Below are 26501 nucleotides of genomic sequence, written 5' to 3'. Positions count from 1 at the left end.
TTCTAGTTATGAACTACATAATTCCGCATTTTGTATAGTTATGATAAAGCGTGGCTGAAAAATTTAAATTTACTCCAAGTGCACCAAGTGACTTAAAGGAACAGTATGATGTTGTGATCATCGGTTCAGGTGGAGCTGGACTGGTCAGTGCTCTTCAAGCACGAGAATTAGGTCTAAGACCGGTTATTTTAGAGAAGATGCCTACAGTTGGGGGCAACACTATGCGAGCATCTTCAGGCATGAATGCAGCTGAAACGAACATTCAGTTGCGTGAAGGGATCGTGGATAGCTTTGCTGAATTTTATCAAGAGACCTACCAAGGTGGGGGGCGCTTAAATGATCCAGAATTATTGAACTATTTCACGACGCATAGTGGGCAAGCAATCGATTGGTTACGTTCACATGGGATCATCTTAAATGACTTGACGATCACTGGAGGAATGAAGAAAAAACGCGCCCATCGGCCTAAGAGTACTGCCCCGATTGGAGCTTTTTTAGTCAATAATCTCTTGTGGTTGTTAGACCAAGTCGGAGTTCCTATCTTTACCCAAGCAACAGTCACAGAGCTGTTAAAAGACGATGCTGGTAAGATCAAAGGGGTAAATGTCCAAGTTGCGGGTGAGCCCAAAACGATCTTTGCCCCAGCAGTCATCTTGGCAACGGGCGGTTTTGGTGCTTCCAAGCAATTGCTCAAACGCTATCGTCCCGATCTCTTGGCTTACAAGACGACTAATCATGTCGGCGCGACTGGGGATGGGATCATTTTAGCAGAGCATATTGGAGCGCAAGTATTACAGATGGAAATGATCCAGATCCATCCGACCGTGCAACAAGATACACCACATACCTACTTGATCGGTGAAGCTGTGCGGGGGGAAGGTGCGATCTTAGTTGATCAACAAGGCGTTCGTTTCACTAATGAGCTAGGGACGCGGAAAGTTGTTTCCGAACAGATCACAGCGTTACCTGAGCAAGCTGCCTATTTGATTTTTGATCAGGGTGTCAAAGAACGGGTCAAAGCGATCGATTTTTACGCTAGCAAGGGTTTGGTCGTCAGTGCGGCTACCCCAATTGAGCTAGCACAAAAGCTTCAGCTAGACCCAACTGTTTTGGCAGATACCTTGATCCAATGGAATACAGCAGTCGAAACCAAGCGGGATGTTAAATTTGGTCGAACAACAGGGATGCAACGCAAGCTAGAAAAAGCTCCTTATTATGCGATCCACGTTGCTCCTGCGATCCATTACACGATGGGGGGCTTACACATCAACGAAAAAGCTCAAGTTTTAGATCAATCGGGTAATATCATGGCAGGACTCTTTGCTGCCGGCGAGGTCACAGGCGGATTGCATGGTAATAATCGGATCGGTGGCAACTCGATCGCTGAAACAGTGGTGTTTGGGCGCCAAGCAGGTCAACAAGCAGCGGTCTATTTGGCCTAAATTCAAATAAAAGTTTAAATTTAAGCAACAGTTTAGTTAAACTGTTGTTTTTTTACGTTTAATTTCAAAAAGAGTGTATAATAAATTATGAAAATAAATTAGTTAAAAAATAGAGATATTTTTATCATTTTATTGAAAGAGGTTCTTCAAGTGAAGATGTCTAAATTAATGCGTTCAAGGTTATTTATCGCGTTAGTTATTGTGATCGGTGCGCTCGTCTTAGTTTTACCACAAGTGTTGGCTCATAAAATGCTTTTGGGATCAGATTCAATCTTCCACTATAATCGTTTTTATGAAGCAGCAATGCAGTTAAAAGAAGGGAATTTCCACCACTTTATTACAATGTATGGCTTTCAGCAGTCGGGGCGGATCATCAATGCGCTTTATGGGCCGGTGGTCGCTTATTTCAATGGAGCTTTGTTGTTGGTGGGCAAGACTTGGTTCAACTACCAAATTCTCTCTGATATTGCTGTTTATTTACTAGCTGGTGGGTCGATGTATGCCCTTTTGCGGAAATGCAAACTTAGGGTGAGTTATAGTTTAGGCTTAGCGCTTTTTTACTTAACAACATATGCGGTCCAGTACTGGACGCTATCCCAGGCATTTTCCGGTTGGGCTGCTGCCTTATTGCCACTATGTTTGTTGCCACTAGTGACCTTTATCGTCGAAAAGCGGGTCAATGTTTTAGAATTGGCTTTATGCACGGCTTTGATGTTTCAGATCCACTTTTTGACAAGTTTATTTGTCGTCATGGCTTACCTTCCCGCCTTTATCTATGCTTTCATCAAAACGCCTGAACGTATTAAATTGTTACAACATATGGCTCTAGCAATTGGGTTATTTTTCTTGTTGACAACTAATATTTGGGCTGGTTTAGTCGAGGTCTACTTTGGAAATACTGTTTTACAACCATTTATCAATAAAAATATTTATGGAACAGCTATCTCCTTGAGTGTTTATCGATTATCAAATTGGCTCGCACCGTTTGGGATCGTTATCTTGGGTGGGCTGCAAATTATCCTGTTGCTCGTATTTTGGAAAAAGATCTCCACTTTAAATAAGATCGTGTCGCTAGAAGCCTTGCTCTTTTTGATCCTGTCATCGCGGTTATTACCTTGGAAATGGTTGAGTCAGACCTTTGAATTTGTCAATATCTTACAGTTCCCATTTCGCTTCTTTGTCCCTTACACGGTGCTCTTGCTCATGTCGCTAGGTTTATTTGCGACTGAACTAAAGATAAATGGATGGGTGGTGATCGGTGCGTTAGCCGTATTAGTTACCTGTTCTTTTGTTCAAACTATCCAAGCGCTTGAGCAGAGTTTAGCGATGTGGGATGAGCCTGAAGAATTTATGTATCAAAAAAATACAACCTATTTCACCGATGATACCCAGCAGATCAAGCAAGCGTTCTTTAGTAAGGATCTTGCTCTAGGCCTGTACTATGTTCAAAAATCGACGCCTGATTATTTACCGCTTTACACCAAGTTGACCGATCAAGATGAGATCCATGGTTACCGGCATTATCGCAAACAAGTGATCATGCAAGAACAAAAATTTACCAAAACGGCTACTAAGGATGCTTTGGTCTATCAATGGGATGCTGCCGAAGCTAAAGAGATCATTGTGCCTGCAATCGGATATAAAAACACCAAAGTTGTGCTAAATGGAAAAACTTTGACAGATGCTCAATTTGGACATACACGGATCGGCGCGCTAAAATTAAGACAAGAGCGGGGACATAATCGGTTAGAGATCTCCTATGTTCCAGCTAAAACAACGGTCGTATTTTTAGTGTTACCAACCTTTGTTTGGTTGGGGTGTTTAGGGATCGTAATTAAACGTAAAGGATATAGCAGAGAAGATGACGCGAAATTTAATTATCTCAGTGCTCGTTAGTCTGGATGGCTACATTGCAGATGAGCAAGGAAGTGTTTTAGCTTTAGAACGATTTTATCGAGATCATTTACCTGCGGGGGTGGTAGATTGGCGAGTTCCCCCGGATTTTGATACAGTTTTGGTGGGAAAGAATACCTATAAGTGTTACTACCATAGTTTATTGAATATGACGCAAAAAGAAGTGATCGTTTTTTCACATACCCCATTAGCAGGACTGGGAGCTAATATGCGGTGCTTTTCAGGTGATGTGATCTCTTTGATCACACAATTGCGGGCCAATGAAGGGAAAAATATTTGGCTCTTTGGCGGCGGAGATCTGATCGACCAGGTTGTCTGTGGCGACCTAGTAGATCAGATCAGGTTAGTCACCTTGCCCCTCAATTTGACTAAGGGGATCGCCTTGTTCAATACGACTCATCAAGCTCCTAAAGTCAATTTACAAAGCCTAGAGACAAAATACGAAATGTCATATTCGATTTGGACCAAATAACGGTAAAAAAGAGGTGGATGAGATGGATAAATCAACAAGTGACGCGCTTGAGCATAAAGCGATGAATCTCTATCAGATCCAGATGCCGAGTTTAAAGCAAAAATCACAGTTGATCACACGACTTTTGCCGGAAACGAGGACGCAAAATAGCTTTATTACGCAGATCTTGGTTGAAAATAAGCATTTGTTGTCACGTTTACAACAGATAAATACAACTAAAAAAGTTGGTGTAATGGACTTTGCTGATCCGGTTTTGATCGGAAGTCGGTTATTGCAAACTGATAGCCAAGAGCGCTTATTGTGTCGAAATAGTTTTTTATATCCGGAATTATATAAGTATCGGCGTAACTTTTATTATAGAAATAAACTCGATCCAAAGAAGGGGTTTTATTCAGAAGCACTGATCTATGTTGAACATGTCAAATTTTTGCGGGATGCTAAGCAAGACAAGATCTTGGCACAGGCCCGCTATGCTGATGTGGCGGCGATCAGTCCGCCAAATATTCACCAGATAACTGAATTATTAGGCCAAAAGCCAGATCAAAAGCAGCTTCAACTGAGCGTGCAAAATAAGATCTTACAAACACTTCGCGCTTTTAAACAAGCGCAAGCAACTGTTCTTATTTTAGGTGCTTTTGGGTGTGGTGCTGCAGGAAATGATCCTAAGATGGTCGCGCAAAGTTTCCGTTCGTGTTTAAAGCGAGCGGAATTTGATGGAGCCTTTGAACAGATATATTTTGATATTTGGCAAGATACGGCTACATTAGCGGAATTTCAACGAGCTTTTGCAGCTTAGAAGGGTAGGTGATGATGTAAGTCATTGCTTACCCTTTTTAGCTATTTTTCTTAATAATTGTTATAAAATCGATTATATCTGTAAAGTAAGTTGACATTAAGGGGCGAGGGCGGTAAGATAACTATACAAATTTAATCTTGAGGAAGTGAAAATCGTATGTTTAAGTTAGTCAAAAAACGCCTGTCAAAAGGTGCAGTTTTGGCAGCGGTATTCTTTTTATTTATTCAGGTCATCTGCGATCTGAATTTACCAGCTTTGACCTCAGATATGATCAATAATGGGGTTGCTAAGGGAGATACAGCTTATATTTGGAAGATCGGGCTTCAAATGTTATTGATTGCCGCAATTGGCTTAGTGGCAGCTGTGGGTAATGTCTACTTTGCCTCGACACAGGCACAAAAAACTGGGGCTAAGTTACGTGAAGCCGTTTTTCGCAAGGTATTGCAATTTAGTGGGCGCGAGATCGATCAATTTGGGACCTCCTCTTTGATCACACGGACGACCAATGATATTTTGCAGATCCAAAATGTGTTGATCATGTTGCTTAGAATGATGTTGATGGCACCTTTGATGCTGATCGGGGCTAGTTTTATGGCGTATCAAAGTGAAAAACGTTTGACGGGCGTCTTTTTAGTTTCGATCCCATTATTATTAGTGGCGATCGCGGTCATTATGTATTTTGCGGTTCCTTTATTCAAAGGCCTGCAAAAAAAGATCGACCGGATCAACTTGACTTTCAGAGAAGGTTTGACTGGGGTGCGGGTCATTCGGGCTTTCCGCCGGGATGATTTTGAACAAAAACGTTTTGATGATGCTAATAAAGATTATACGAACACGGGGATCAAAGTTTTTAGTATCGTATCCTTGATGTTTCCGATCATGACTTTGATCTTAAGCGGAACGAACATGGGTATCGTTTGGTTTGGGGCTAAATTGATCGGCAACCAAGAAATGGGTGTCGGTAATTTAGTTTCATTTATGACTTACGCCAGCATGATCTTATTTAGCTTTATGATGTTGTCGATGGTCTTTGTTTTTATCCCCCGTGGTCAAGCGGCGGCTGCGCGGATCAATGAAGTTTTGGAGATGCCACTCTCGATCGTCGAAACAACTGGTGATCAAGTGATCGATCAAAATAAACCGAGTCATTTGGTCTTTGATAATGTCAGTTTTCGCTATGAAAATGCCGAAAATCTCGCTTTAGAAAATGTGTCATTTTCGGCTAAAGCAGGGCAGATGTTAGCTGTGATCGGGGGGACTGGTTCGGGTAAATCGACCTTAGTCAACTTGATCCCACGGTTATATGATCCGACAGCAGGGCAGATCACCTTAAATGAAACGCCGATCACAGAAGTGGCCCAAAGTGATCTGCATGAGCATGTGTCATTTGTACAGCAAAAAGCCGTGCTCTTTAAGGGAACGATCCGAAGCAATTTGCAGTTTGGCAATGAAATAGCGACGGATGAAGAGATGTGGCATGCTTTAGAATTAGCGCAAGCCAAGGGATTCGTCTCTGAACTACCAGATGGTTTAGATGCTCAGGTAGAACAGGGTGGCGACAACTTCTCTGGGGGGCAAAAGCAACGGTTAGCGATCGCTCGTGCTTTGATGAAAAAAGCTGCGGTCTACGTATTTGACGATTCTTTTTCAGCGCTTGATTTTAAGACAGATGCTAAATTACGTGAAGGTTTGAAAAACGATCCTGAGATCCAAAAGAGTGTACTAGTGATCGTGGCCCAACGTGTGTCAACAGTTACCGCTGCTGATGAGATCATCGTTTTGGATGAAGGTAAAGTAGTTGGTCAAGGGACACATGATGAGCTAGTCGAAAACAACCAGACTTATCAAGAGATCGTTGAGTCACAATTAAAGAAGGGAGATGAGCACTAGTGCACGGACATGGTACAAAAGATCCGATGAATCGGAAAGCTAAGAATTTTTGGAAGACGACTTTTAGATTGATCAAGTATATGGATCCATGGAAGTGGGGCCTGCTTTTGGTGATCATCTTTGCGATCAGTTCTGTCATTTTCCAAACGGTCACGCCAAAGATCTTAGGTCAAGCCACGACAGAGATCTTCAATGGAGTTTTATTGGGCTATAGGCAGATGAAAGCTGGACAACATTTGACCAGTTTGCCGATCGATTTCGATGCGATCAAACACATATTATTGATCGTCGGAAGCTTTTATGCGATCGCAGCTGTTTTGAGTTTTGCCCAACAGCTGATCATGGCCAATATTTCCCAAAAGATCGTTTACCGTTTGCGTAAAGATCTTAAAGAAAAAATGCAGCGTTTGCCGATCTCATACTATGATACTCACTCGAATGGGGATATCATGTCACGTGCGGTCAACGATATGGATAATATCGGGGGAACGCTTCAACAGAGTTTGACACAGCTAGTGACTAGTTCGGTGACTTTTATCGCTGTTTTGATCATGATGCTTTCGATCAGTTGGAAATTGACCCTGATCGCTTGTATCACGATCCCACTGGGGTTAGTCACAGTTGCAGTCGTTGCTCCACGTTCACAAAAGCATTTTGCAGCGCAACAAAAGAGCTTGGGCCAGTTGAATAACTTTGTCGAAGAAGATTATGCGGGCCATACAGTCGTTAAGACTTTCAACAAGGCCGATGATATGATCGCTGAATTTGAAGCTGAAAATGAGCGCTACTACAAGGCTTCATGGAAGGCACAATTTATTTCCGGGCTGATCATGCCACTGATGAACCTTGTTAAAAATATCGGTTATGTGCTAGTTGCCGTTGTTGGTGGGATCCAAGTCTCAAATGGTACGATCACATTAGGTAACGTGCAAGCTTTCTTGCAATACGTCAACCAATTCACCCAGCCGATCACGCAATTAGCTAACTTAGCCAATACGATCCAAGCAACGATCGTCTCGGCTGAACGGATCTTTGAAGTTTTAGATGAACCTGAGATGCATCCCGCTACCGAAACAAAGCCAGATATTCAAACCAATGCCAAACTTGAATTTGATCACGTTAAATTTGGCTACACCGATGATAAGATCTTGATGGATGATTTTAGTTTCAAGGCAATGCCGGGACAAAAAATCGCGATCGTTGGTCCAACTGGGGCCGGTAAGACGACTCTGATCAATTTGCTTGAGCGTTTTTATGATATCAATGATGGTGCGATCCGTTTGGATGGAAAAGATACACGTAAATTCACGCGTGAAGATCTACGGGGACATTTTTCAATGGTGTTACAAGATACTTGGCTCTTTACGGGAACGATCTATGACAATATCAAGTATGGTCGTGAGAATGCTACTAAAGAAGATGTCATTCGAGCAGCCAAGGCAGCCCACGTTGATGCCTTTGTCCGCCAACTTCCTGAAGGCTATGATACGGTCTTAAATGAAGAAGCATCCAATATTTCCCAAGGACAACGGCAATTGATCACGATCGCCCGCGCCTTTTTGGCTGATCCTGAGATCTTGATCTTAGATGAAGCTACGAGTTCAGTCGATACCCGGACTGAAGTGTTGATCCAACAAGCGATGGAACGTCTACTACAGGCCCGTACGAGCTTTGTGGTCGCCCACCGCTTATCCACGATCAAAGATGCCGATAATATCATCGTGATGGATCACGGCTCGATCGTTGAAACTGGTGATCATCAAGCCTTGATGGCTAAAGGTGGCTTCTACGCTGATCTGTACAACAGCCAATTTGCTGATGAGATCGCAGCTCAAAGTTAAAAATAAGTAATCGATAACGTCTAGTGAGAGTCATATCCACTGGGCGTTATTTTTGTTGATAACAAAGAGGGCCCAGCTACGATGCAAAACATCATGGCGGGCCCCCTTGTTATTCAAACGGTGTTGCACACACTACTATTTATTTTTTAGATCAGAGATAGAATTGATATTTGTCATGTAAGTGGGAACGGCTAAACCAGTTTTAGCACCTTTCAAGTTAGTTCTAACATCAATGTATTTTCCCTTAAAATGCTCAGCATAGGCATCATGGGTCACAGGTAGCCAAGCACTTAAAGAAGCATCAGCAGCACCTGTGGCTACAGCAGTCCACATCGGTTGCGCGTCCATCGAGCGAATGTTGACTTTATAGCCACGGCTTTCTAAGGCAGCTTTAGCGACATTAGCACTTGCGATTTCGGAGTCCCAGGCAACATAGGCTAAGGTCACCGTTTTGCCATTGCCTTCAGGAACGTTTTTGAGCCAAGCCTTTAATTGATCGGGATGCTTTTTGAGATAGTTTTTAGCAGCTTGAGCAGGATCGACCCCATCATTTATTTGCAACATGACTTGGGCTAATTGATCTGAAGTCCAGTTGAAGTTTTCTAAAAATTGATAAAGACCTGGTTGCTCTTTTTTGAGACCCAAGCGGGCGATCGTGTGGATCCCTTCGCTTTCACCATAAACTTTTTTAGGGTCATCTAGGAATTTTAGGTCATACTTGGTAAACATCCAGTGAGGGACCCAACCAGTGATCACGATCGGTTGCTTATTTTTGATCGCTTTATCTAAAACACTCGTCATGGCAGCGGTCGAACTGGTTTGTAACTGCCAGTTTTTTTGCGTTAGTCCGTATTTTTCTAATGCAGTTTGGGTGTTATCCATCACACCAGCCCCAGCATCGATCCCGGTGACTGTATAGTTTACCTGGGGGCCGAGTGCTTTAGTAGCGTCGTACTTAGCTTGCGTCGAGCTGCTACAACCACTCAGGATAAAGGCCCCAAGTAAGATCACAGGTAATAGTATTTTTTTTAAATATTTCATACATTAGCCCTCCTTACTTATTTTGGAGAGATTGGCTCAAACGATCTAAGATGATCGCTAAGATAACGATCGCTAACCCAGCAGTAAAACCAGCCCCGGCATTATTACGACCAACAGCAAAGTATACTTTAGTTCCTAAACCTAAAGCCCCGATCATTGAGGCGATCACGACCATCGATAGCGATAACATCAAGGATTGAGTTACCCCAGACATGATCGTATTTTTAGCTAAAGGTAATTGCAGTTTGAATAATTTTTGCCAAGCAGTCGAGCCGTAAGAATCAGCGGCCTCGATCAGATCGGCTGGAACTTGACGGATACCTAGATCAGTCATACGAACTGTCGGTGGCATCGCAAAGATAACCGAGGCGATGACTCCAGGCACTGTCCCGATCCCAAAGAAAGCAACTGCAGGGATCAGGTAGACAAAGGCGGGCATCGTCTGCATAAAGTCTAAGATCGGTTGGACGATCGCTTTGACGGTTTTATTTTTAGCCATCCAAATTCCAAGGGGAATCCCAAAGAAATAGACGATCACACATGAAGTTAAAACTAAAGTCAAAGTTTGTGTCATATCACGCCAGTAACCCATGTTCCAAATAAACAGTAGGCCGACTAACTCGAGACTCAGTAAGCCCCATTTCTTTTGATCACGGCGTAAGTAATAAGTTACTAATAACAGTAATAGGATAAAGAGCCAAACTGGGAAAAGGTCAAAGAACCATTGAAAAGCATTTGCGATCATCGAAATAAAGTTTGAGATCGCATCAAAAAATCCGGTAAATTTGGCTAAGTAGTCAACCCCTGAGTTGACCCAATCTTCAAGTGGTAATTTTGGAATATTAAACATTAAGCATCAACCTCGTTTCCTGAAAGTGCAGCCAAGACAGCGCCACGAATGATGATCCCGCGGAGGCGCTGGTGGTCATCTAAGACAGCAAATGGGATCGTAGTTGTTGAAATATCAGCCAAAAGATCAGTTAAGACTGTATCAAGTGTAGTAGTTGGAACATCTGTCTGAATAACATCGTAAAGGTCTGTTTTGCCCGCTTTAAGGCATTGAGACACATCTTGGGCAGAAGCGATGCCTTTAAAGCGATATTTGCTATCGACGAGATAAATTGAAGAAGTGTGATTTTCGCGCATTTCGCGAAGAGCGGTCCGAGGACCAGCTTTTTCGATGTTGACCATTGCGGGACTGATCATCACATTTTCAGCCGTCAAGATCCGACTGCGATCAACATCTTCAATAAATTTTTCAACATAGTCATCGGCAGGTGAAGTTAAGATCTCTTCGGGGGTGCCGACTTGAACGAGTTTAGCGTTGCGCATGATCATGATATGATTCCCTAATTTTAAAGCTTCATTCAGATCATGACTGATAAAGACGATGGTTTTGTTTAACTCGGCTTGGATCCGTAAAAGTTCGTCTTGCATTTCCTTACGGTTCAAAGGATCAAGGGCGGAGAAAGCTTCGTCCATCAATAAGACTTGTGCATCACTGGCAAGCGCCCGAGCAAGGCCAACACGTTGTTGCATCCCACCGGATAATTGGTCAGGATATTGTTCACCATAGCCCTTAAGGCCGACTAATTCAAGTGCGTGCTGGGCTTTTTTTAGTCGCTCTTCTTTAGATACATTTTTGATTTCAAGTCCATAAGCAACATTTTCAAGCACTGTATAGTGTGGAAAAAGAGCAAAGTCTTGGAAGACCATACTCATTTTATTACGTCTAAAATCAAGTAGTTCTTTTTTGGTCAATTTAGTGAGATCTTGACCGTCAACGATGATCTGGCCTGAGGTAGTTGGGATCAACTGGTTTAACATCCGTAAAACAGTTGATTTACCACTCCCAGAGAGTCCCATGATCACAAAGATCTCACCTTTTTCGATTTGGAAAGAGACACGGTCGACCCCGACCGTAGCTCCGGTTTTCTTTAAAATTTCTTCTTTACTTAAACCTTGGGCAGCTAATTTTTCAGCTTTTTCAACTTGGCGCCCAAATATTTTGCTGACATTTCTTACGTCGATTTCGACTGTCATGTAATCTTCCTTTCTGTTTTTTAAGTATTTGCGCAGAAAAACGATATAAAAACCTTAGCATATACGCAAAAAACATGCAAATTGTGAAAATCTTTGACAACCGCTTTCTTAAGCTTAACAATGGGGGCTAGAAAAATCTGAAATTCTTCCGAAAAAAATGAATAATGATTTAATTTTATGACAGATTGAGCGACAAAAAAGTGAGTTTTGCGGGAAGATAAAACTCAAAAAAATTTCATAAAAAAAGCACCTGCCAAAAACAGGTGCTAGCGCTGTGAATATCTAACGGTAATTAGCCGCGTAGGTGTTCAGCATCAGAATCAAGTTTTGCAAAGCCTGAGCCAGCTGCTGGTTTAGGTTGTTTAGCACGGGCTTCCATTGCTTTACGTGCCATAGCCTTGCGTTCTTCTTTACTTAGTTTCTTAGCCATAATCCTTCGCCTCTTTCCGTAAAATGCTCCACAAAGCGGTGAAATCATTTCACAACTACATTATAGTTCTATTTCAAATTAGTTCAAGCAAAAGCTACTACTTGAATAATGGAATAAGTTTAGCTAAAATAAAGCAAAATTATTGATGGAGTGGACAATATGGAGATCAAAAGTAGTAATTCACTTGAAAGTTCAGTCTATAAAGATGCATTAGCTCTTAGAAAAGAAGTATTTATCATGGAGCAAGGTGTGAGTTTAGAACTTGAAGTCGCAGGCGAAAAAGGACCATTATATTTTACAGGTTATTTAGATGAGCTCCCTGTCGCTACGGCACGAGCCTTTGAAGAAGAGCCAGGTGTTTGGCATATTCAGCGTGTTGCTGTAAAAAAAGAACATCGTGGTCAAGGCCTAGCTAGTGAGTTGTTGAATGGTATCGAAGTGAGCGCACGTGACCATAAGATAAACACTTTGACTTTAGGGGCACAGGACCAGGCGCAAGCTTTCTATAAAAAATTAGGCTATCAAGTGGTCGGAGAAGGCTTTATGGAGGCTGGTATCGCCCATCATAGGATGGATAAGTCTCTATTATCTTAACAAACTCTTAACTTGAATCGCTATTTGATATAGGGTAAAATTAAAATATGCGATGAGTCGAGATAGACCAGGCAACATTTTGTTGTTTCGCTGCGGCGACTAGTGGTCAGTGTCGATAGCAGGGCACATTTAGCTACCGGATGTAGCGTGCTTGAATGGTCTACATTGTGGAGTGTGGCCTTCTATTCAGCAATGAATACTGCGCTAGCCGAGAGTGATTGGGTTCACCCTTGGCTTTTTTTGTAAAGAGATTTAAGGAGGAAATTTTATGGCTTTGATCGTTTTAGTCGTGATCGTCTTATTGTTAGCCGTTGTTTATATCACACTTTATAACGGCTTGCAAAAGGCAAAAGTTTACACAGAAGAATCTTGGAGTCAGATCGATGTTCAATTGAAACGCCGTAATGACTTGATTCCTAACTTGGTTGAAACAACTAAGGGCTATGCTAAGCATGAAAAGGAGACCTTTGCTGAGGTCGTTAAATTGCGGAATCAATTAGTTGCGATCCCAGATGGTGACCATCAAGCTAAGATGGAAGTCTCTAATCAATTATCAGATACATTGCGTTCTATTTTTGCATTATCTGAAAGCTATCCAGATTTAAAAGCAAATCAAGAATTTACTAAGTTGATGGAAGAATTGACAAATACTGAAAATAAGATCGCTTATTCACGTCAATTGTTCAACTCTTCGGCAGCTGCTTTTAACCAAAAGTTATTGACTTTCCCATCTAACTTGATCGCTAAGATCCATCATTTTACGAAAGTCGACTATCTTTCTGTTCCAGAAGAACAAAAGGAAGCGCCAAAAGTTTCATTTGATTAGAGGGATGCAAGATGTTATATCAACAGATCGCCTCAAATAAACGAAAAACCGTTTTGGTAGTACTTGGTTTCTTATTATTATTAGGCGTGATTGGAGCAGCGATCGGCTACGCCTTTGCTGGTAGTGCGACGATGGGTGTGATCTTTGCGATCGTTTTAGGGTTTGTCTACATGTTCGTCATGTTAGGTCAGTCGACTGATGTAGTCATGAATATGAACAATGCACATGAGATCACCGATCCCAGCCAGGCACCGGAATTGTGGCATATCGTAGAAGACATGGCATTAGTTGGTAAGGTCCCGATGCCGCGGGTCTTTATCATTGATGATCCAAGTCCCAATGCTTTTGCTACAGGTAGTGATCCCGAACACGCTGCTGTAGCAGCTACAACGGGGTTATTGGCGCGTTTGAATCGTGAAGAGATCGAAGGTGTGATGGCACATGAAGTTTCACATATTCGTAATTACGATATCAAGTTGCAGACCACAGCATTAGCCTTAGCTGCAGTTGTCTCATTGTTGGCTAACTTTGGTTCACATTCACTCTTTTGGGGTGGCACTAGACGGCGTGATGATCGTGAAGGTGGCAATGGGATCTTTGAGATCATCATGTTGGTCTTGGCTTTGTTAGCCATCGTTTTAGGCCCGTTGGCAGCTTCAATGGCTCAAATGGCGCTTTCGCGTAATCGAGAATATTTGGCTGATGCTTCAGCAGTTGAATTGACCCGAAATCCATTGGGGTTGATCAATGCACTAGCTAAGATCTCAAATAGTGAACCGATGCAAGCTGCTGATGCAAGTAGCGCTTCGATGTATATTGCCGATCCATTCAAGGGTAAAACGTGGGCACATTTATTTGATACCCACCCGCCGATCGAAGAACGGATCGCACGTTTGCAAAAAATGTAATCGGAAGGTACTGTGCAAGCAGTGCCTTTTTTGTAGCTCATTATTGTTTGTGATACAATGGATAGGAACTGACAAAAAAAGTTATGTTGATCATTATTTGATCGGCAGAAAGGAAGAACATCCGCATGAAGATGCAATTATCCGAAATTGCTCGTGCTTTAGAGATAGAAGCAAAAGAAACTTGGGAAGATATTACCATTACCAGCGTCAGCTTTGATAGCCGCCAGCTAGAACCGGGGGCTTTATTTGTGCCACTTATTGGCGAACAAGACGGTCACCGTTATGTTCAAGCTGCGCTAGATAATGGAGCGAGTGCAGTTTTATGGCAAGCTGATCATCCTGAGACACCAACTGATATTCCAGCTTTGGTGGTCGAGGATACGTTGGTCGCTTTACAAGCATTAGGTCGTTATTATTTGCAAAAGATAAATCCAAAGGTCGTAGCTGTGACTGGAAGTAACGGTAAAACGACCACTAAGGACATGATTGCTGCGATCTTGAGCACTCAATTCAACGTCCAAAAGACTTTTGCTAACTTCAATAACGAGATCGGGGTCCCAATGACGATCTTATCAATGGAACCTAATACTGAGATCTTGGTCGTCGAGATGGGGATGGACCGCTTTGGACAGATAGATGAGTTAAGTCGTTTAGCGCAACCAGATGTAGCTGTGATCACGATGATCGGTGAAGCACATATCGAATTTTTCGGTACGCGCGCCAAGATCGCTGATGCTAAGATGGAGATCGTTAACGGTTTGAAAGAAGATGGTCTCTTGATCTACAACGGAGATGAACCACTTTTAGTCGAACGGGCGGCTAAGATCGAACAAGCGACCTTCACGTTTGGTAATGAACCTAAAGATGATCTTCAAGGGGTAAACGTCGTAAGTGATGCTACTAAATCCAGCTTTAGAGTGACTTTATGGCCAGATGAAAACTTTACGATCCCAATGATCGGGGCATATAATGTCAAAAATGCTTTGGCAGCTTTAAGTGTCGGAAAGGAATTTATGATCGATGTAGCACAAATGGCTAAAGCGTTAGAAAATTTCGATCTTACCAAAAATCGTACGGAATGGCGTACAGGGACAAACGGTTTTATGGTCTTAAGCGATGTCTACAATTCAAATCCAACAGCAGCTAAAGAGGTTTTACAAGCCTTTGCTGAGGTCAAAGTTGCGGGAAAACGGATCGCTGTTTTGGGAGATATGTTGGAATTAGGGGAAAATGAACGTCAAATGCATGCTAGTTTAGCTGAGGCGATCGATCCAAATAAGATCAGTGAGGTCTACCTTTGTGGTCCATTGATGGAAAGTTTGGCTAAAGCTTTACAAGCTAAATTTGATGTGGACCAGATCCACTGCTATTCACCAGAGCAAAAAGAACAGTTAGCTACAGATCTATTGGCAAAATTGACACCTGATGATGCAGTTTTATTAAAGGCTAGTCATGGGATCCATTTAGAAGAAGTTCTAACTAAGATTGCTAAGAGTGAATAATAGTGATATGCTATTATGATACGTACAAAATGAATAAGTATGAGATGAACTTTGCGGGCTGGCGGGCTTTGGCGAAGTTTAGTGGTCTGTTATTTTGTGCAGACAGGTGGCCTGACCACCGAAACTAGGAGGAAATAATTTTTGAAATTTGATGAACTCGGTCTTTCAGAAGACCTGTTGAAAGCTGTTAAGCGTAGTGGCTTTGAGGAAGCTACGCCAATTCAAGAGGCAACGATCCCGCTGGTTCTTGCAGGTAAAGATGTGATCGGTCAAGCTCAAACAGGGACTGGTAAAACAGCAGCTTTTGGTTTGCCTATCTTAGAGCATGTTGATCCTAAGGAACATGCTATTCAAGCGATCATCATTTCACCAACGCGTGAATTGGCGATCCAAACACAAGAAGAACTTTATCGCTTAGGAAAAGATAAGCGCGCACGCGTCCAAGTTGTCTATGGCGGTGCTGATATTCGTCGTCAGATCAAACTCTTGAAGAATCCACCACAAATTTTAGTGGGTACACCAGGTCGTTTATTGGACCATATCAACCGTAAAACTGTTGATTTGAGCAAGGTTAAGATGTTGGTCCTCGATGAAGCTGATGAAATGTTAGATATGGGCTTTTTAGATGATATCGAAAAGATCATTTCTAATGTGCCCGGTCAACGCCAAACATTGTTATTCTCAGCAACCATGCCAAAAGCGATCTTGCGGATCGGCGAAAAATTCATGACTGAACCAGAAGTTGTTAAGATCAAGGCTAAAGAATTGACGACCGATCTAGTTGATCAATATTTTGTTAAAGTACGTGATTATGAAAAATTTGATATCATGACACGGATCTTGGATGTTCAAGCCCCAGAATTAACGATCGTCTTTGGGCGGACGAAACGTCGGGTCGATGAATTATCCAAGGGCTTGGAAGCACGAGGATATAACGCGGCTGGGATCCATGGTGATCTTTCGCAACAACGTCGAATGAGTATCCTTAAGCGCTTTAAGGAAGGTAAGTTAGATATCTTAGTTGCAACTGATGTGGCAGCTCGTGGGCTAGATATCTCAGGTGTGACCCATGTTTACAACTACGATATCCCACAAGATCCAGAAAGTTATGTTCATCGGATCGGACGTACAGGACGCGCTGGACGCCACGGTGTTTCGGTGACTTTTGTAACACCTAATGAGATGGATTATTTACGTGTGATCGAACGTTTGACTAAGAAACGCATGGATCCATTGCGTCCACCAACAGAAGAAGAAGCTTTTGTTGGTCAAGTTTCATCAGCTTTAGACGATGTCAAAGAATTAGTTGCTAAAACAGAAACGTCTAAATATGAAACACAAGCTAAGGAATTATTGGCGGAATATGACGATGTTGATCTAGTAGCCGCTTTACTCAATAACATGACTAAAGATGATGCTAGCTCAGTTCCGGTCAAGATCACGCCTGAACGTCCATTACCAAGACGTAAGAGCAGTAGTACAGGTAAGTATAAGCGTTACGGTAGTCGTCGTAACAATAAATTTAATAATAAACGCGACTATGGTAAATCAAAATCTTATCGTGATAATAAAAAGAAGCGGAGAAACGATTCGCGCGAACGTTTTTCCAAAAAAAATAGCGAACGTAGCTTTACGATCAGAACTAAAGATTAATTAAGTGTCTTAAAACACTCCAGTTTAAGTGAAGACTGGAGTGTTTTTTTGTAATACAAAATCTATTTAAATTTATATAATATTTTTAATGAATAAATAAGTTTTTATTGAATATAATTAATAAAAAGTGATTGAATCTATTGATTATTTCTTATTTTAGGGATAAAGTATGTTCAAGTTGTTGAGTATCTCTGAAATAGATACTTGATTTCAAATAATCAATGGAGGGTGAGCGTATGCTTTCGAAAAACAATTATCAACTTCAAGCGCAAAAACTCGAAGCCAAGCAACAGCATTTTGCAATCAAAAAACTAACGATCGGTGTGGCCTCAGTTTTGATCAGCTCGACCTTTGCTATGTATGCAGGATCACACACTGCAATGGCTGCTGAAACGGCTCCACAGTCCGATACAGCAAGTGAAAAAACTGATAGTAACAAGCAAAATATGAAAAAAGAAGTCGTTTTAAATAGCGCTAAGCCAGAGACGACTAGGGAAACGCCGGCCAAATCTACAGCTGAGGTATCAAGTACAGAACCGGTTGCTGCTGCGTCCACTGCTAAGGCGACTGAAACTGAGCACTCTCAGGTAGAAAGTCAACCACAGGCTAAACCTGCAACTACGGCGAGTTCTAGTGCAGTTGTAAGCAAACCACAGGAAAATGCCAATGTTCAGCCACAAAGTAAACCAACGGTAACAACGACACCTGTTGGCAGTGCACCTAAAGCAACTGAAATTGCCGTGGCTCAACCGACCCAAACTGCACCAACTCAAGTAACACCAGCCGTCCAGACGCAAAAATCACCGCAGTGGCAAGCTGATGCAACTAAAGCGGTCGATAATAAGACGGGGCTATATACGCCACAATTGAGTTATAACGCTAAGTGGTATTCAATGTCGGTCGATCCAGGAAGATTGACACCTGATGTGATGAAAGGCAATTCGATCCCATTTACAGCGGTCAATCACCGGAGCAATGCCACTGCTATTCTATCAGCAGATTATAAGTTTAGGATCCAATTAGACGATCGTTTAGTCGATAAAGTAGCCGATATCTCGATCAGTCCAGCTGATACTGTAAATGAAGTCGTCCATTTTAAGCGGGTATACAATGATGCCCAAAAACCAACTAATATTTGGGAAGCTAATGTTGTTTATAAGCAAGGTGGGATCTTTGGCGGTTTATTTACCAGCGCAGGTAAGGCTACGATGGCGCGCAATGGGAAGATCATGTTAAATGATACTCTTGATAACATCTATCCTAAACTGCCAAATATCGCTAAGAGCCCGCTCGTATATAATGCATATGTCTACGATAATTCAAGTCGTACGGCGTTGTTATCGACTAACAATGAAGGTTATATCGTTGGACCTAATGATCCATTAGCTAAGGTCCCAGTTACGAGTGATTTTGGTGGCAAGTTCATGGGGGCCAATTCGACGGTCAGTTATGATCCTAGTGTTGGAAAAAATGGTGCTTTGGTTGTCTATTATCAAGCTGAAAAAAGCAGTATGTGGTCGTATAATAGTGACTGGAAATTCAAATTACATTATGCGATCGACCGTGCACTACTTCCTTATATTGAAAAAAATAACGGGGCATATACGGTAGAGCTTGATAAAGCTGCAGATGGTTGGGGTGCAGATGGTTCTTATGGTTTTGAACAAGTTACAGATCCTAAAACCGGAAAGTCTTTGTGGAAGCGGATAGCTTATCTGTCTAGACTTGAGCACAAAGTGGCAGATCTTCCGCTGAATTTGGACGGAACGGGTGTGTTTGATCCTACCAATATGGCTGACTATGTTCAATTTAACAGTTCAGTGTCGATCGCTGGTCGTCCAGTGATGGTTCGGTTAGTCTATCATTTGAACAAAAAGCCTGAAGATATCTACACGGATATGCTAAAAAAAGGAACTGCAGGTGGAAACTTGCTGTTTAGCCAGTATTACGGGGATTCCAGTGATACAATGCAAAATTATTCTTTAGCGACAAGTATGCTTACTTTCAATGATTCTGATGGTGACACTTTACCGGATTTAAAGGAAGAATCAGTTTTCACTAATCCGCATGTGTCGATGCCTAATGTTTCCAATGCATATGGAACGGAAAATAGGGTACACGGCCAATTAGTCTTTAGTAATGTTGAAAAAAATACACAACATGTAACAGTTGAGGATAAGACAGGTAAAGTTTTAGGTGAGACAGATGTCCAACCTGTTCGTTTCAATGGCTTAGCTAAAGCTTTGCCGTTTGAGGTGGAATTAACAGGAAATGCTTTAGCAGCTAATAGTAATTTAGTGGTGCGTGTTGCAAGTAAACTTGGTGGGAATGGTGAATCAACTGAAAATGAAGTCCCGCAAGAAACCGTTTTGAAGGTCAAGGTCGGACCGGTTGCTGCGAGTGGATTTACGTATCCATTAAATGCTGTTTTTCTACAAGATCCTAAAGAATTGATCGCTAATGTTAAGGAACTACCTGCCAATGCGACCTATACTTTTGTCAAAAAACCAGATCTAAGTACAAGTGGGATGAAAAACGCAGTCGTTAAAGTAAGTTTCCCTGACGAATATGATCCTAATTATCATCACGAAATGGAAGTCAATGTTCCTGTCAATGTGGAAGATGTTGATCTAAAAGCAGGTAAATTTACACTTAAACCATTAGTGATGCACGTCAATGAAGTAAATGATGATATGCGACCTTTGCCAGTAGAAGAGCTACAAAGTTGGCAGGAAACAGGTGGTAAAAAGACACTTAGTGGGGAACCGCTATGGTCCTTAGTCAAGAGTGTAACTTGGAGTCAAAGTCCATCTACTAAGCTAGCTGGAACGGCACAAGGAGTCGTAACAGTTACTACCAAAGATGATAAGACTACCTTAGCGAATGTACCGGTAAATATTATTGGAGCAACTGCCAAACAAGGGATGAAGACACCTTGGGGAACTAGTGTAAAAGCTCAGGATATGATCGCTAATACAACTGAGTTAGCACAATTTGGTAAAGTGACGCCACTTACCTATACTTGGAAGACACCATTAAGCGTAACTCCGACTGAAAATGAAGCTCACATTGTGCACAATACGGTCGTGGTGGATTATGGCGATAAAACGATGCAAGAAGTTCCAGTCACAGTAACGGTCGGTGCTTCATTGGCAAGTAAGTTCAAAGCGCCTTTGGATCAAGTTACTGTTCATTATGGACAAAACTTAGATCCGGCTACTGTATTGACCTCGGAGCAAAAGGCTCAAGCAAAAGTAAGAAAAGTTACTTTTAATGCCCCGGTCGTAACAACAGGTCTTGGCAATAAACAAGTGGCAACAACTTTGACCTTTGAAGATGGTTCGACCGCTTCTATGTTACTTCCAGTTCAAGTTCTGGGTGCAACCGCTAAAACAGGTGTCAAGACGGCGTGGAACGTTTTGCCAGCAGCTCAGGCGTTAGTGGATAATGTGTCAGCTTTAGCTCAATATACTCCGACTTATACTTGGCAATCACAGCCAAATGTGACACCTGGTAAAAATCAACCCCCTGTAGTTTCAGGGGTCGTTAACGTAACCTATCCAGATAAAGTTGTTCAAGCAGTTCCAGTGACATTGGAGGTCGGTAGATCACAAGCAACAGTATTCGATGAAGCAACTACTGGAAAAATAGTCCCAGTAGTTGTCAACCATGGAGCTACTGTGGCAACAACAGATGCTTTACAAGCACTGACGCCTGAAAGTCGTAAGCAGTTTGCAGTGACTCAAGCAACATTCACCACACCCGTTGAAACGACAACAGATGGAACTAAAAATGTACCTGCTACTTTAACTTTTGCAGATACTTCAACGACAACCGCTGCTGTTCCAGTTAAAGTAGTCGGGACTACGGTGAAGTCACCAGTCGAAACAGAATGGGGCAAGGTCCCGGAGGCTGCAAGTGTAGTTGCTGATACTGCTGAACTACAGCCATTTGGTGCAACTTATAGTTGGGGGCTTGCTCCAGTTACAACTCCATCAGCTAAAGAAGATCATAAAGTGATGGGGCAACTTTTGGTAACTTACCGCGATGGTGCCAAACAAATATTGCCGGTAACGGTAACGGTCAAAAAATCAGCCGGTGAGGAATTTGTGGCGGCTAGGGATCATTTAGTATTACGGCCATTAACGGTCAACTATGGTGCGACAGTTATGGCTGATGCCGCCAATAAAGCTTTGACTCCAACGGAAAAAGTTAATTTGAAAGTAGCTGATGTTAACTTTAAGAATGCAGTCGATACGTTAACTGTTGGGGAGAGTTTACAGCCTGTTCAGGTATCATTTACTGATGGTTCTACGCTAGAGACAAATGTTCCAGTCGAAGTAGTTGGAGCTGTAGCCAAACAAGGCATAAGTACACCGTGGGGGACTAAAGTTGCTGCCAAACAGCTAGTCGCTAATGCAGATAATTTAGCTCAATTTGGGTCAAAAGATCATCCAGTTATGTATCAGTGGTTATCCGAACCGGTTGTAACGCCTACTAAAGAACAAAATCATACTGTCTCAGGGGTCGTTACCGTAACTTATGGTGACGGAGCAAAACAACAATTGCCAGTAAGCTTTGCAGTGGAACCTTCAGCTGCTGAAAAATTGATGGAAAATACTCGGCAAGTATATGTTCCGCTAACGGTCAATTATGGTGCTAAGGTAGATCCAACCCAGGCACTCTCTGAAGTTTCTGCTGAGATGCAACAACAACTCAAGCTGGCTACAGCTAAGTTTACAGTACCTGTTCAAACGACGGAATTGGGGACTAAGAATTATCCTGCTACATTGAGCTTTACAGACGGCTCGAATATGACGGCTCAGCTTCCAGTTAAGGTGGTCGGAGCTCAAGTGAAACCAGTAGTTAAAACTACTTGGGGTGTTTTGCCTGATGCCAGCACAGTTGTCTCTGATCCAGCAGAATTAACTAAATTTAGTCCGACATATACTTGGAAGGCTTCGCCGGTAACTACACCGACTCCAGAACAAAGTCATCAAACAACGGGAACTTTACAAGTGACCTTTGCTGATGGGGCTAAGCAAGAGGTGCCTGTAAGTCTAACAGTAGCTCTATCAATGGCAGAAGTAGCTGCTAAAGTGCTTCAAACCCAATTGGTGGAAGAAGACCTGAACACAAATGTTCCAGCTACGGATGCAGCCAAAGGATTAACGGCAGGAACCAAGCAGAAATATTCAGTCACCGCTGCAAGCTTTGATCAAGTTGTTGACACAAGTAAAGTTGGTGAAAAGGATTATACTGCAACAGTAAGTTTTGCCGATGGTTCGACAACTAAGCTTCCATTGACGGTTAGAGTCGTTTCGCAAGCTGAAAAATATGCTCCAGTAGCTAAGCAAGATCTAACTGCCAAAGTGTCGGAAGTATTGGAACCAGCCAAGTTATTAGATCCAAGCGTATCATTGCCGACCGGAACTAAAGCAAGCTGGAAGACACCAGCGGATACGGCTAAAGCAGGGCATCAAACTGGCGAACTAGTAGTGACGTATCCTGATGGATCAAAAGATCTAGTTCCAGTTGCAGTAAAAGTCGGGACAGATGCACAAGCATTAACACCAAAAGCAAAAGCGGACTTGAAGGTAGCTTTAGGTGGTAAGTTGTTACCAGAAGAAGTGTTAGATCCAAGTGTAGCGTTACCGACAGGAACTAAGCTGAGCTGGAAGACACCAGTAGATACGACCAAAGCGGGTCATCAAACGGGAGAATTAGAAGTGACCTACCCAGATGGTTCAAAAGACGAAGTGAAAGTTCCAGTTAAAGTTGGTACAGACACACAAGCAACAATGCCAAAAGCAAAATCGGACTTAAAAGTAGCTTTAGGTGGTAAGTTGTTACCAGAAGAAGTGTTAGATCCAAGTGTAGCGTTGCCGACAGGGACCAAGTTGAGCTGGAAGATGCCAGTTAAAGTGGGTACGGATGCCCAAGGTTTAACACCAAAAGCAAAGGCAAACGTGGAAGTGGCATTAGGTTCTAAGTTAACTCCAGAAGAAGTGTTAGATCCGAGTGTAACATTGCCAACTGGGACCAAGTTAAACTGGAAGACACCAGTAGATACAACAAAGGCGGGTCACCCAAACGACGAGCTAGAAGTGCTCTATCCAGATGGCTCTAAGGATTTAGTCGAAGTTTCAGTGAAAGTCGGCACAGATGCGCAAGCAACAACACCGAAAGCAAAAACAAACTTAGAAGTCTCCTTAGGTTCTAAATTGACGCCAGAAGAAGTGTTAGATCCAAGTGTAACATTGCCAACTGGAACTAAGTTGAACTGGAAGACGCCAGTAAACACGACCAAAGCGGGTCATCAAACAGGTGAATTGGAAGTGACCTATCCAGATGGCTCAAAAGATTTAGTTAAGGTTCCAGTGAAGGTTGGTACAGATGCACAAGCAATAATGCCAAAGGTCAAATCAGATTTGAAGGTAACACTAGGTGATAAGTTATTGCCAGAAGAAGTGCTAGATCCAAGTGTAACATTGCCAACTGGAACTAAGTTGAACTGGAAGACGCCAGTAAACACGACCAAAGCAGGTCATCAAACAGGTAAATTGGAAGTAACATATCCAGATGGTTCGCAAGACTTAGTCAAGGTTTCAGTGAAAGTGGGTACAGATGCGCAAGCAACAGCGCCGAAAGCAAAAACAAACTTGGAAGTATCTCTAGGCTCTAAATTGACCCCAGAAGAAGTGCTAGATCCAAATGTAACGTTGCCAACCGGGGCTAAAGTAAGCTGGAAGACATCAGTGGATACAACCAAAGCGGGTCATCAAACAGGCGAATTGGAAGTGGCCTACCCAGATGGCTCGAAAGATGTAGTGAAAGTTCCAGTAAAAGTAGGCACAGATGACGAAGCGTTAACACCGGTAGCAAAGAACAATCTAGAAGTGAAGCTAGGTTCTAAGTTGACCCCAGAAGAAGTGCTAGATCCAAGTGTAGCATTGCCAACCGGAACTAAGTTGAACTGGAAGACATCAGTGAATACAACCAAAGCGGGTCATCAAACAGACGAATTGGAAGTGGCCTACCCAGATGGTTCGAAAGATGTAGTGAAAGTTCCAGTGAAGGTAGGTACAGACACACAGGTAACAATGCCAAAAGTAAAATCGGACTTAAAAGTAGCTTTAGGTGGTAAGTTGTTACCAGAAGAAGTGTTAGATCCAAGTGTAGCGTTGCCAACAGGGACCAAGTTAAACTGGAAGACGCCAGTAGATACGACCAAAGCAGGTCATCAAACGGGTGAATTAGAAGTGACCTATCCAGATGGCTCGAAAGATTTAGTTAAGGTTCCAGTGAAGGTAGGTACAGATGGACAAGCAGTGACACCAAAAGCTAAAGTAAACTTAGAAGTGTCCTTAGGTTCTAAGTTGACCCCAGAAGAAGTTTTAGATCCGAGCGTAACGTTGCCAACCGGGACTAAAGTAAGCTGGAAGAGACCAGTGGATACAACCAAAGCGGGTCACCAAACAGGCGAGTTAGAAGTAACATATCCAGACGGTTCGAAAGACCTAGTTAAGGTTCCAGTAAAAGTAGGAACAGATGGACAAGCAGTGACACCAAAAGCTAAAGCAAACTTAGAAGTATCCCTAGGCTCTAAATTGACCCCAGAAGAAGTTTTAGATCCGAGCGTAACGTTGCCAACCGGAACTAAATTGAACTGGAAGACACCAGTAGATACAACCAAAGCAGGTCATCAAACAGGCGAATTGGAAGTAACCTACCCAGATGGCTCGCAGGACTTAGTCAAAGTTTCAGTGAAAGTCGGCACAGATGCAGATTTGAACGATTTATTGGCTAAAGTAGGTGTAGTCATTAAACTTCATGAAAAAGTAGCACCACAACAACTACTGGTTGCAACTGACAAACTACCTAAAGGAACTCAATTTGTTTGGGCAAAAGCGGTCGATGCGGATGTAACTGGAAACCAGACTGGTGAAGTTAAGGTCGTATATCCAGATAAGTCTAGTGATGTAGTGGATGTGACAGTCAAAGTTCAGTCTGTTGCCGATCAGTTCACGCCAACGGCTGTTAAAAATCTAGTCGTTACTAAAGGGACTAAATTAGTTTTGGCTGACTTAGTGACGGGAACACTTCCAGCTGGTTCTCAATTGAACTGGGCAGTACCAGTTGATACTGAAAAGCTTGGTACACAACTTGGTAAGTTAGAAGTTATGTATGCGGACGGTTCTAAAGATAAAGTAAATGTATCTGCGAAAGTAGTTGATGTAACCAAGGCTGTTAAGATGACGCATGAAGTGGATCATCCGCAAGCTAAGGTGGTTAAGAAGGTAGTTTCGACACGTCAAGTAGGTCATAAGCAACATGCTGTTGCTACTGTTGGAAACAACAAGCAAGTTTTACCACAAACCGGGGAAACTACTTCAAAGAACACTTCTCTATTAGTCTTAGTACTGCTAATGTTGTTAGGATTGTTTAATTTTGGAGTAAGTTACGATAAGAAGAAGCATTGATAAGAGTTAGTTTTTACTGATTCAAAAATAGAATACAAATAATTGATCCTAGTAATTGAATGAAATGGTCTTTTAAAAGAGCGTTTTATAAATTACTAGGATTTTTTTAGATTAGAAAAAGGCTTTGGGAAAATTAAATAACATAACGCTTTTACGTAGTAGATGAGGATATGCTTTCAAAAAAATAATAAGAATCTCCAAGCACAAAAAATGGAACCGCCCCAGTAACGGTTTACTATTAAAAGGTTCACGGTCGGGGTAATTTCTGTTTTGATCGGAACAACATGTGCCATCTATCCTGGAAATACAGTTGTTTCAGCTGATAGTGGTGCTTCTGAAGCCACTTTCTTAGCACAAGAAGCGCTACCAGCAAAAAAGGCTACGTAGCAGCCTAAGAAACAGAAGTAAGCCTCCGCGCCACCACCAGCAACAACGGAAACGGACTCTAGTACCGCAAATACAGATTTGCAGGTGTGATAGGACCAGATCGTCCGGCAGTAGCTCAGATCGTATATGAGATCTATGCTGACCGTTCTCGCGGGAATTCTTGGTTTTGGCGCTACTAAGCGTAAGAAAAAAGATGACGAAGTAAAATAGTTAGTTAACGAAAAGATCCTAGTAGGAATTTCCTATTAGGATCTTTTTAAATTTATAAACGTAAAAATA

General features: G+C 42.3%; 16 protein-coding genes. 12 read left to right on the top strand and 4 right to left on the bottom strand.

The features are described from left to right. Positions 1-50: 50 nt before the first annotated feature. The 6 genes from GSR62_RS07400 to GSR62_RS07375 all read left to right on the top strand — a co-directional run bounded on the left by GSR62_RS07400 (position 51) and on the right by GSR62_RS07375 (position 8355). Positions 51-1442 carry a flavocytochrome c gene (locus GSR62_RS07400; protein WP_035447791.1) on the top strand — a complete coding sequence of 464 codons (1392 nt, stop codon included), beginning with the start codon at positions 51-53 and terminating at the stop codon, positions 1440-1442. A 156-nt stretch (positions 1443-1598) separates the two neighbouring features. Then, complete coding sequence (locus GSR62_RS07395) at positions 1599-3338, top strand: hypothetical protein (RefSeq protein ID WP_225362218.1); 1740 nt, start codon at positions 1599-1601, stop codon at positions 3336-3338. Beyond that, positions 3304-3828, top strand: coding sequence for a dihydrofolate reductase family protein (locus GSR62_RS07390; RefSeq protein ID WP_035447793.1), 525 nt, complete (start codon positions 3304-3306; stop codon positions 3826-3828). The genes GSR62_RS07395 and GSR62_RS07390 overlap by 35 nt, the downstream gene beginning before the upstream one ends. A gap of 22 nt (positions 3829-3850) precedes the next feature. Then, positions 3851-4624 carry a TIGR02452 family protein gene (locus GSR62_RS07385; protein WP_066023516.1) on the top strand — a complete coding sequence of 258 codons (774 nt, stop codon included), beginning with the start codon at positions 3851-3853 and terminating at the stop codon, positions 4622-4624. Positions 4625-4780: 156 nt separating this feature from the next. Beyond that, positions 4781-6514, top strand: coding sequence for an ABC transporter ATP-binding protein (locus GSR62_RS07380; protein ID WP_066023515.1), 1734 nt, complete (start codon positions 4781-4783; stop codon positions 6512-6514). Positions 6515-6540: 26 nt separating this feature from the next. After that, a complete protein-coding gene (locus GSR62_RS07375) occupies positions 6541-8355 on the top strand; it encodes an ABC transporter ATP-binding protein (protein ID WP_035447857.1) in 1815 nt (604 codons plus the stop codon). A 135-nt stretch (positions 8356-8490) separates the two neighbouring features. Here GSR62_RS07375 and GSR62_RS07370 read toward each other — a convergent pair whose 3' ends face one another. The 4 genes from GSR62_RS07370 to GSR62_RS09450 all read right to left on the bottom strand — a co-directional run bounded on the left by GSR62_RS07370 (position 8491) and on the right by GSR62_RS09450 (position 11869). Beyond that, the gene (locus tag GSR62_RS07370) at positions 8491-9396 is read right to left on the bottom strand and encodes a glycine betaine ABC transporter substrate-binding protein (RefSeq protein WP_066023514.1); all 906 of its coding nucleotides are present in this window, start codon (positions 9394-9396) and stop codon (positions 8491-8493) included. A 13-nt stretch (positions 9397-9409) separates the two neighbouring features. After that, positions 9410-10246, bottom strand: a complete 837-nt coding sequence (locus GSR62_RS07365) for an ABC transporter permease (protein WP_010688124.1) — start codon at positions 10244-10246, stop codon at positions 9410-9412. Beyond that, positions 10246-11439, bottom strand: a complete 1194-nt coding sequence (locus tag GSR62_RS07360; protein ID WP_010688123.1) for a quaternary amine ABC transporter ATP-binding protein — start codon at positions 11437-11439, stop codon at positions 10246-10248. The genes GSR62_RS07365 and GSR62_RS07360 overlap by 1 nt, the downstream gene beginning before the upstream one ends. Positions 11440-11731: 292 nt before the next feature. Next, positions 11732-11869, bottom strand: coding sequence for a hypothetical protein (locus tag GSR62_RS09450; RefSeq protein WP_004051144.1), 138 nt, complete (start codon positions 11867-11869; stop codon positions 11732-11734). A 159-nt stretch (positions 11870-12028) separates the two neighbouring features. Between GSR62_RS09450 and GSR62_RS07355 the strand changes: the two genes are divergently transcribed. The 6 genes from GSR62_RS07355 (at position 12029) to GSR62_RS07330 (ending at position 25835) form a co-directional block, all read left to right on the top strand. Further along, a complete protein-coding gene (locus tag GSR62_RS07355; protein ID WP_010688122.1) occupies positions 12029-12463 on the top strand; it encodes a GNAT family N-acetyltransferase in 435 nt (144 codons plus the stop codon). A 268-nt stretch (positions 12464-12731) separates the two neighbouring features. After that, the gene (locus GSR62_RS07350; RefSeq protein WP_010688121.1) at positions 12732-13289 is read left to right on the top strand and encodes a LemA family protein; all 558 of its coding nucleotides are present in this window, start codon (positions 12732-12734) and stop codon (positions 13287-13289) included. A gap of 11 nt (positions 13290-13300) precedes the next feature. Continuing rightward, a complete protein-coding gene (gene htpX / locus GSR62_RS07345; RefSeq protein ID WP_066023513.1) occupies positions 13301-14197 on the top strand; it encodes a zinc metalloprotease HtpX in 897 nt (298 codons plus the stop codon). A gap of 125 nt (positions 14198-14322) precedes the next feature. Beyond that, positions 14323-15699, top strand: a complete 1377-nt coding sequence (locus GSR62_RS07340; RefSeq protein ID WP_066023512.1) for a UDP-N-acetylmuramoyl-tripeptide--D-alanyl-D-alanine ligase — start codon at positions 14323-14325, stop codon at positions 15697-15699. Positions 15700-15840: 141 nt separating this feature from the next. After that, positions 15841-17352 (top strand): degradosome RNA helicase CshA, encoded by a 1512-nt coding sequence (gene cshA / locus GSR62_RS07335; RefSeq protein ID WP_010688119.1) that lies wholly within the window; start codon positions 15841-15843, stop codon positions 17350-17352. Between the two features lie 236 nt (positions 17353-17588). Further along, a complete protein-coding gene (locus GSR62_RS07330; protein WP_066023511.1) occupies positions 17589-25835 on the top strand; it encodes a Rib/alpha-like domain-containing protein in 8247 nt (2748 codons plus the stop codon). The last annotated feature ends 666 nt before the right edge of the window (positions 25836-26501 follow it).

The organism is Ligilactobacillus animalis (assembly GCF_009933595.1).
Taxonomy (GTDB): Bacteria; Bacillota; Bacilli; order Lactobacillales; family Lactobacillaceae; genus Ligilactobacillus; species Ligilactobacillus animalis.
The sequence above is the reverse complement of the archived record's forward strand: the minus strand, read 5'-3'. Positions and strand labels throughout refer to the sequence as shown.

Bases quoted from the DNA above. Each gene is read 5' to 3' on its own strand.
- htpX (WP_066023513.1), top strand. From the start codon at position 13,301: ATGTTATATCAACAGATCGCCTCAAATAAACGAAAAACCGTTTTGGTA.
- GSR62_RS07395 (WP_225362218.1), top strand. From the start codon at position 1,599: ATGTCTAAATTAATGCGTTCAAGGTTATTTATCGCGTTAGTTATTGTG.
- GSR62_RS07360 (WP_010688123.1), bottom strand. From the start codon at position 11,439: ATGACAGTCGAAATCGACGTAAGAAATGTCAGCAAAATATTTGGGCGC.
- GSR62_RS07385 (WP_066023516.1), top strand. From the start codon at position 3,851: ATGGATAAATCAACAAGTGACGCGCTTGAGCATAAAGCGATGAATCTC.
- GSR62_RS07350 (WP_010688121.1), top strand. From the start codon at position 12,732: ATGGCTTTGATCGTTTTAGTCGTGATCGTCTTATTGTTAGCCGTTGTT.
- GSR62_RS07365 (WP_010688124.1), bottom strand. From the start codon at position 10,246: ATGTTTAATATTCCAAAATTACCACTTGAAGATTGGGTCAACTCAGGG.
- GSR62_RS07355 (WP_010688122.1), top strand. From the start codon at position 12,029: ATGGAGATCAAAAGTAGTAATTCACTTGAAAGTTCAGTCTATAAAGAT.
- GSR62_RS07370 (WP_066023514.1), bottom strand. From the start codon at position 9,396: ATGAAATATTTAAAAAAAATACTATTACCTGTGATCTTACTTGGGGCC.
- GSR62_RS09450 (WP_004051144.1), bottom strand. From the start codon at position 11,869: ATGGCTAAGAAACTAAGTAAAGAAGAACGCAAGGCTATGGCACGTAAA.
- GSR62_RS07380 (WP_066023515.1), top strand. From the start codon at position 4,781: ATGTTTAAGTTAGTCAAAAAACGCCTGTCAAAAGGTGCAGTTTTGGCA.
- GSR62_RS07340 (WP_066023512.1), top strand. From the start codon at position 14,323: ATGAAGATGCAATTATCCGAAATTGCTCGTGCTTTAGAGATAGAAGCA.
- GSR62_RS07330 (WP_066023511.1), top strand. From the start codon at position 17,589: ATGCTTTCGAAAAACAATTATCAACTTCAAGCGCAAAAACTCGAAGCC.
- GSR62_RS07390 (WP_035447793.1), top strand. From the start codon at position 3,304: ATGACGCGAAATTTAATTATCTCAGTGCTCGTTAGTCTGGATGGCTAC.
- GSR62_RS07375 (WP_035447857.1), top strand. From the start codon at position 6,541: ATGAATCGGAAAGCTAAGAATTTTTGGAAGACGACTTTTAGATTGATC.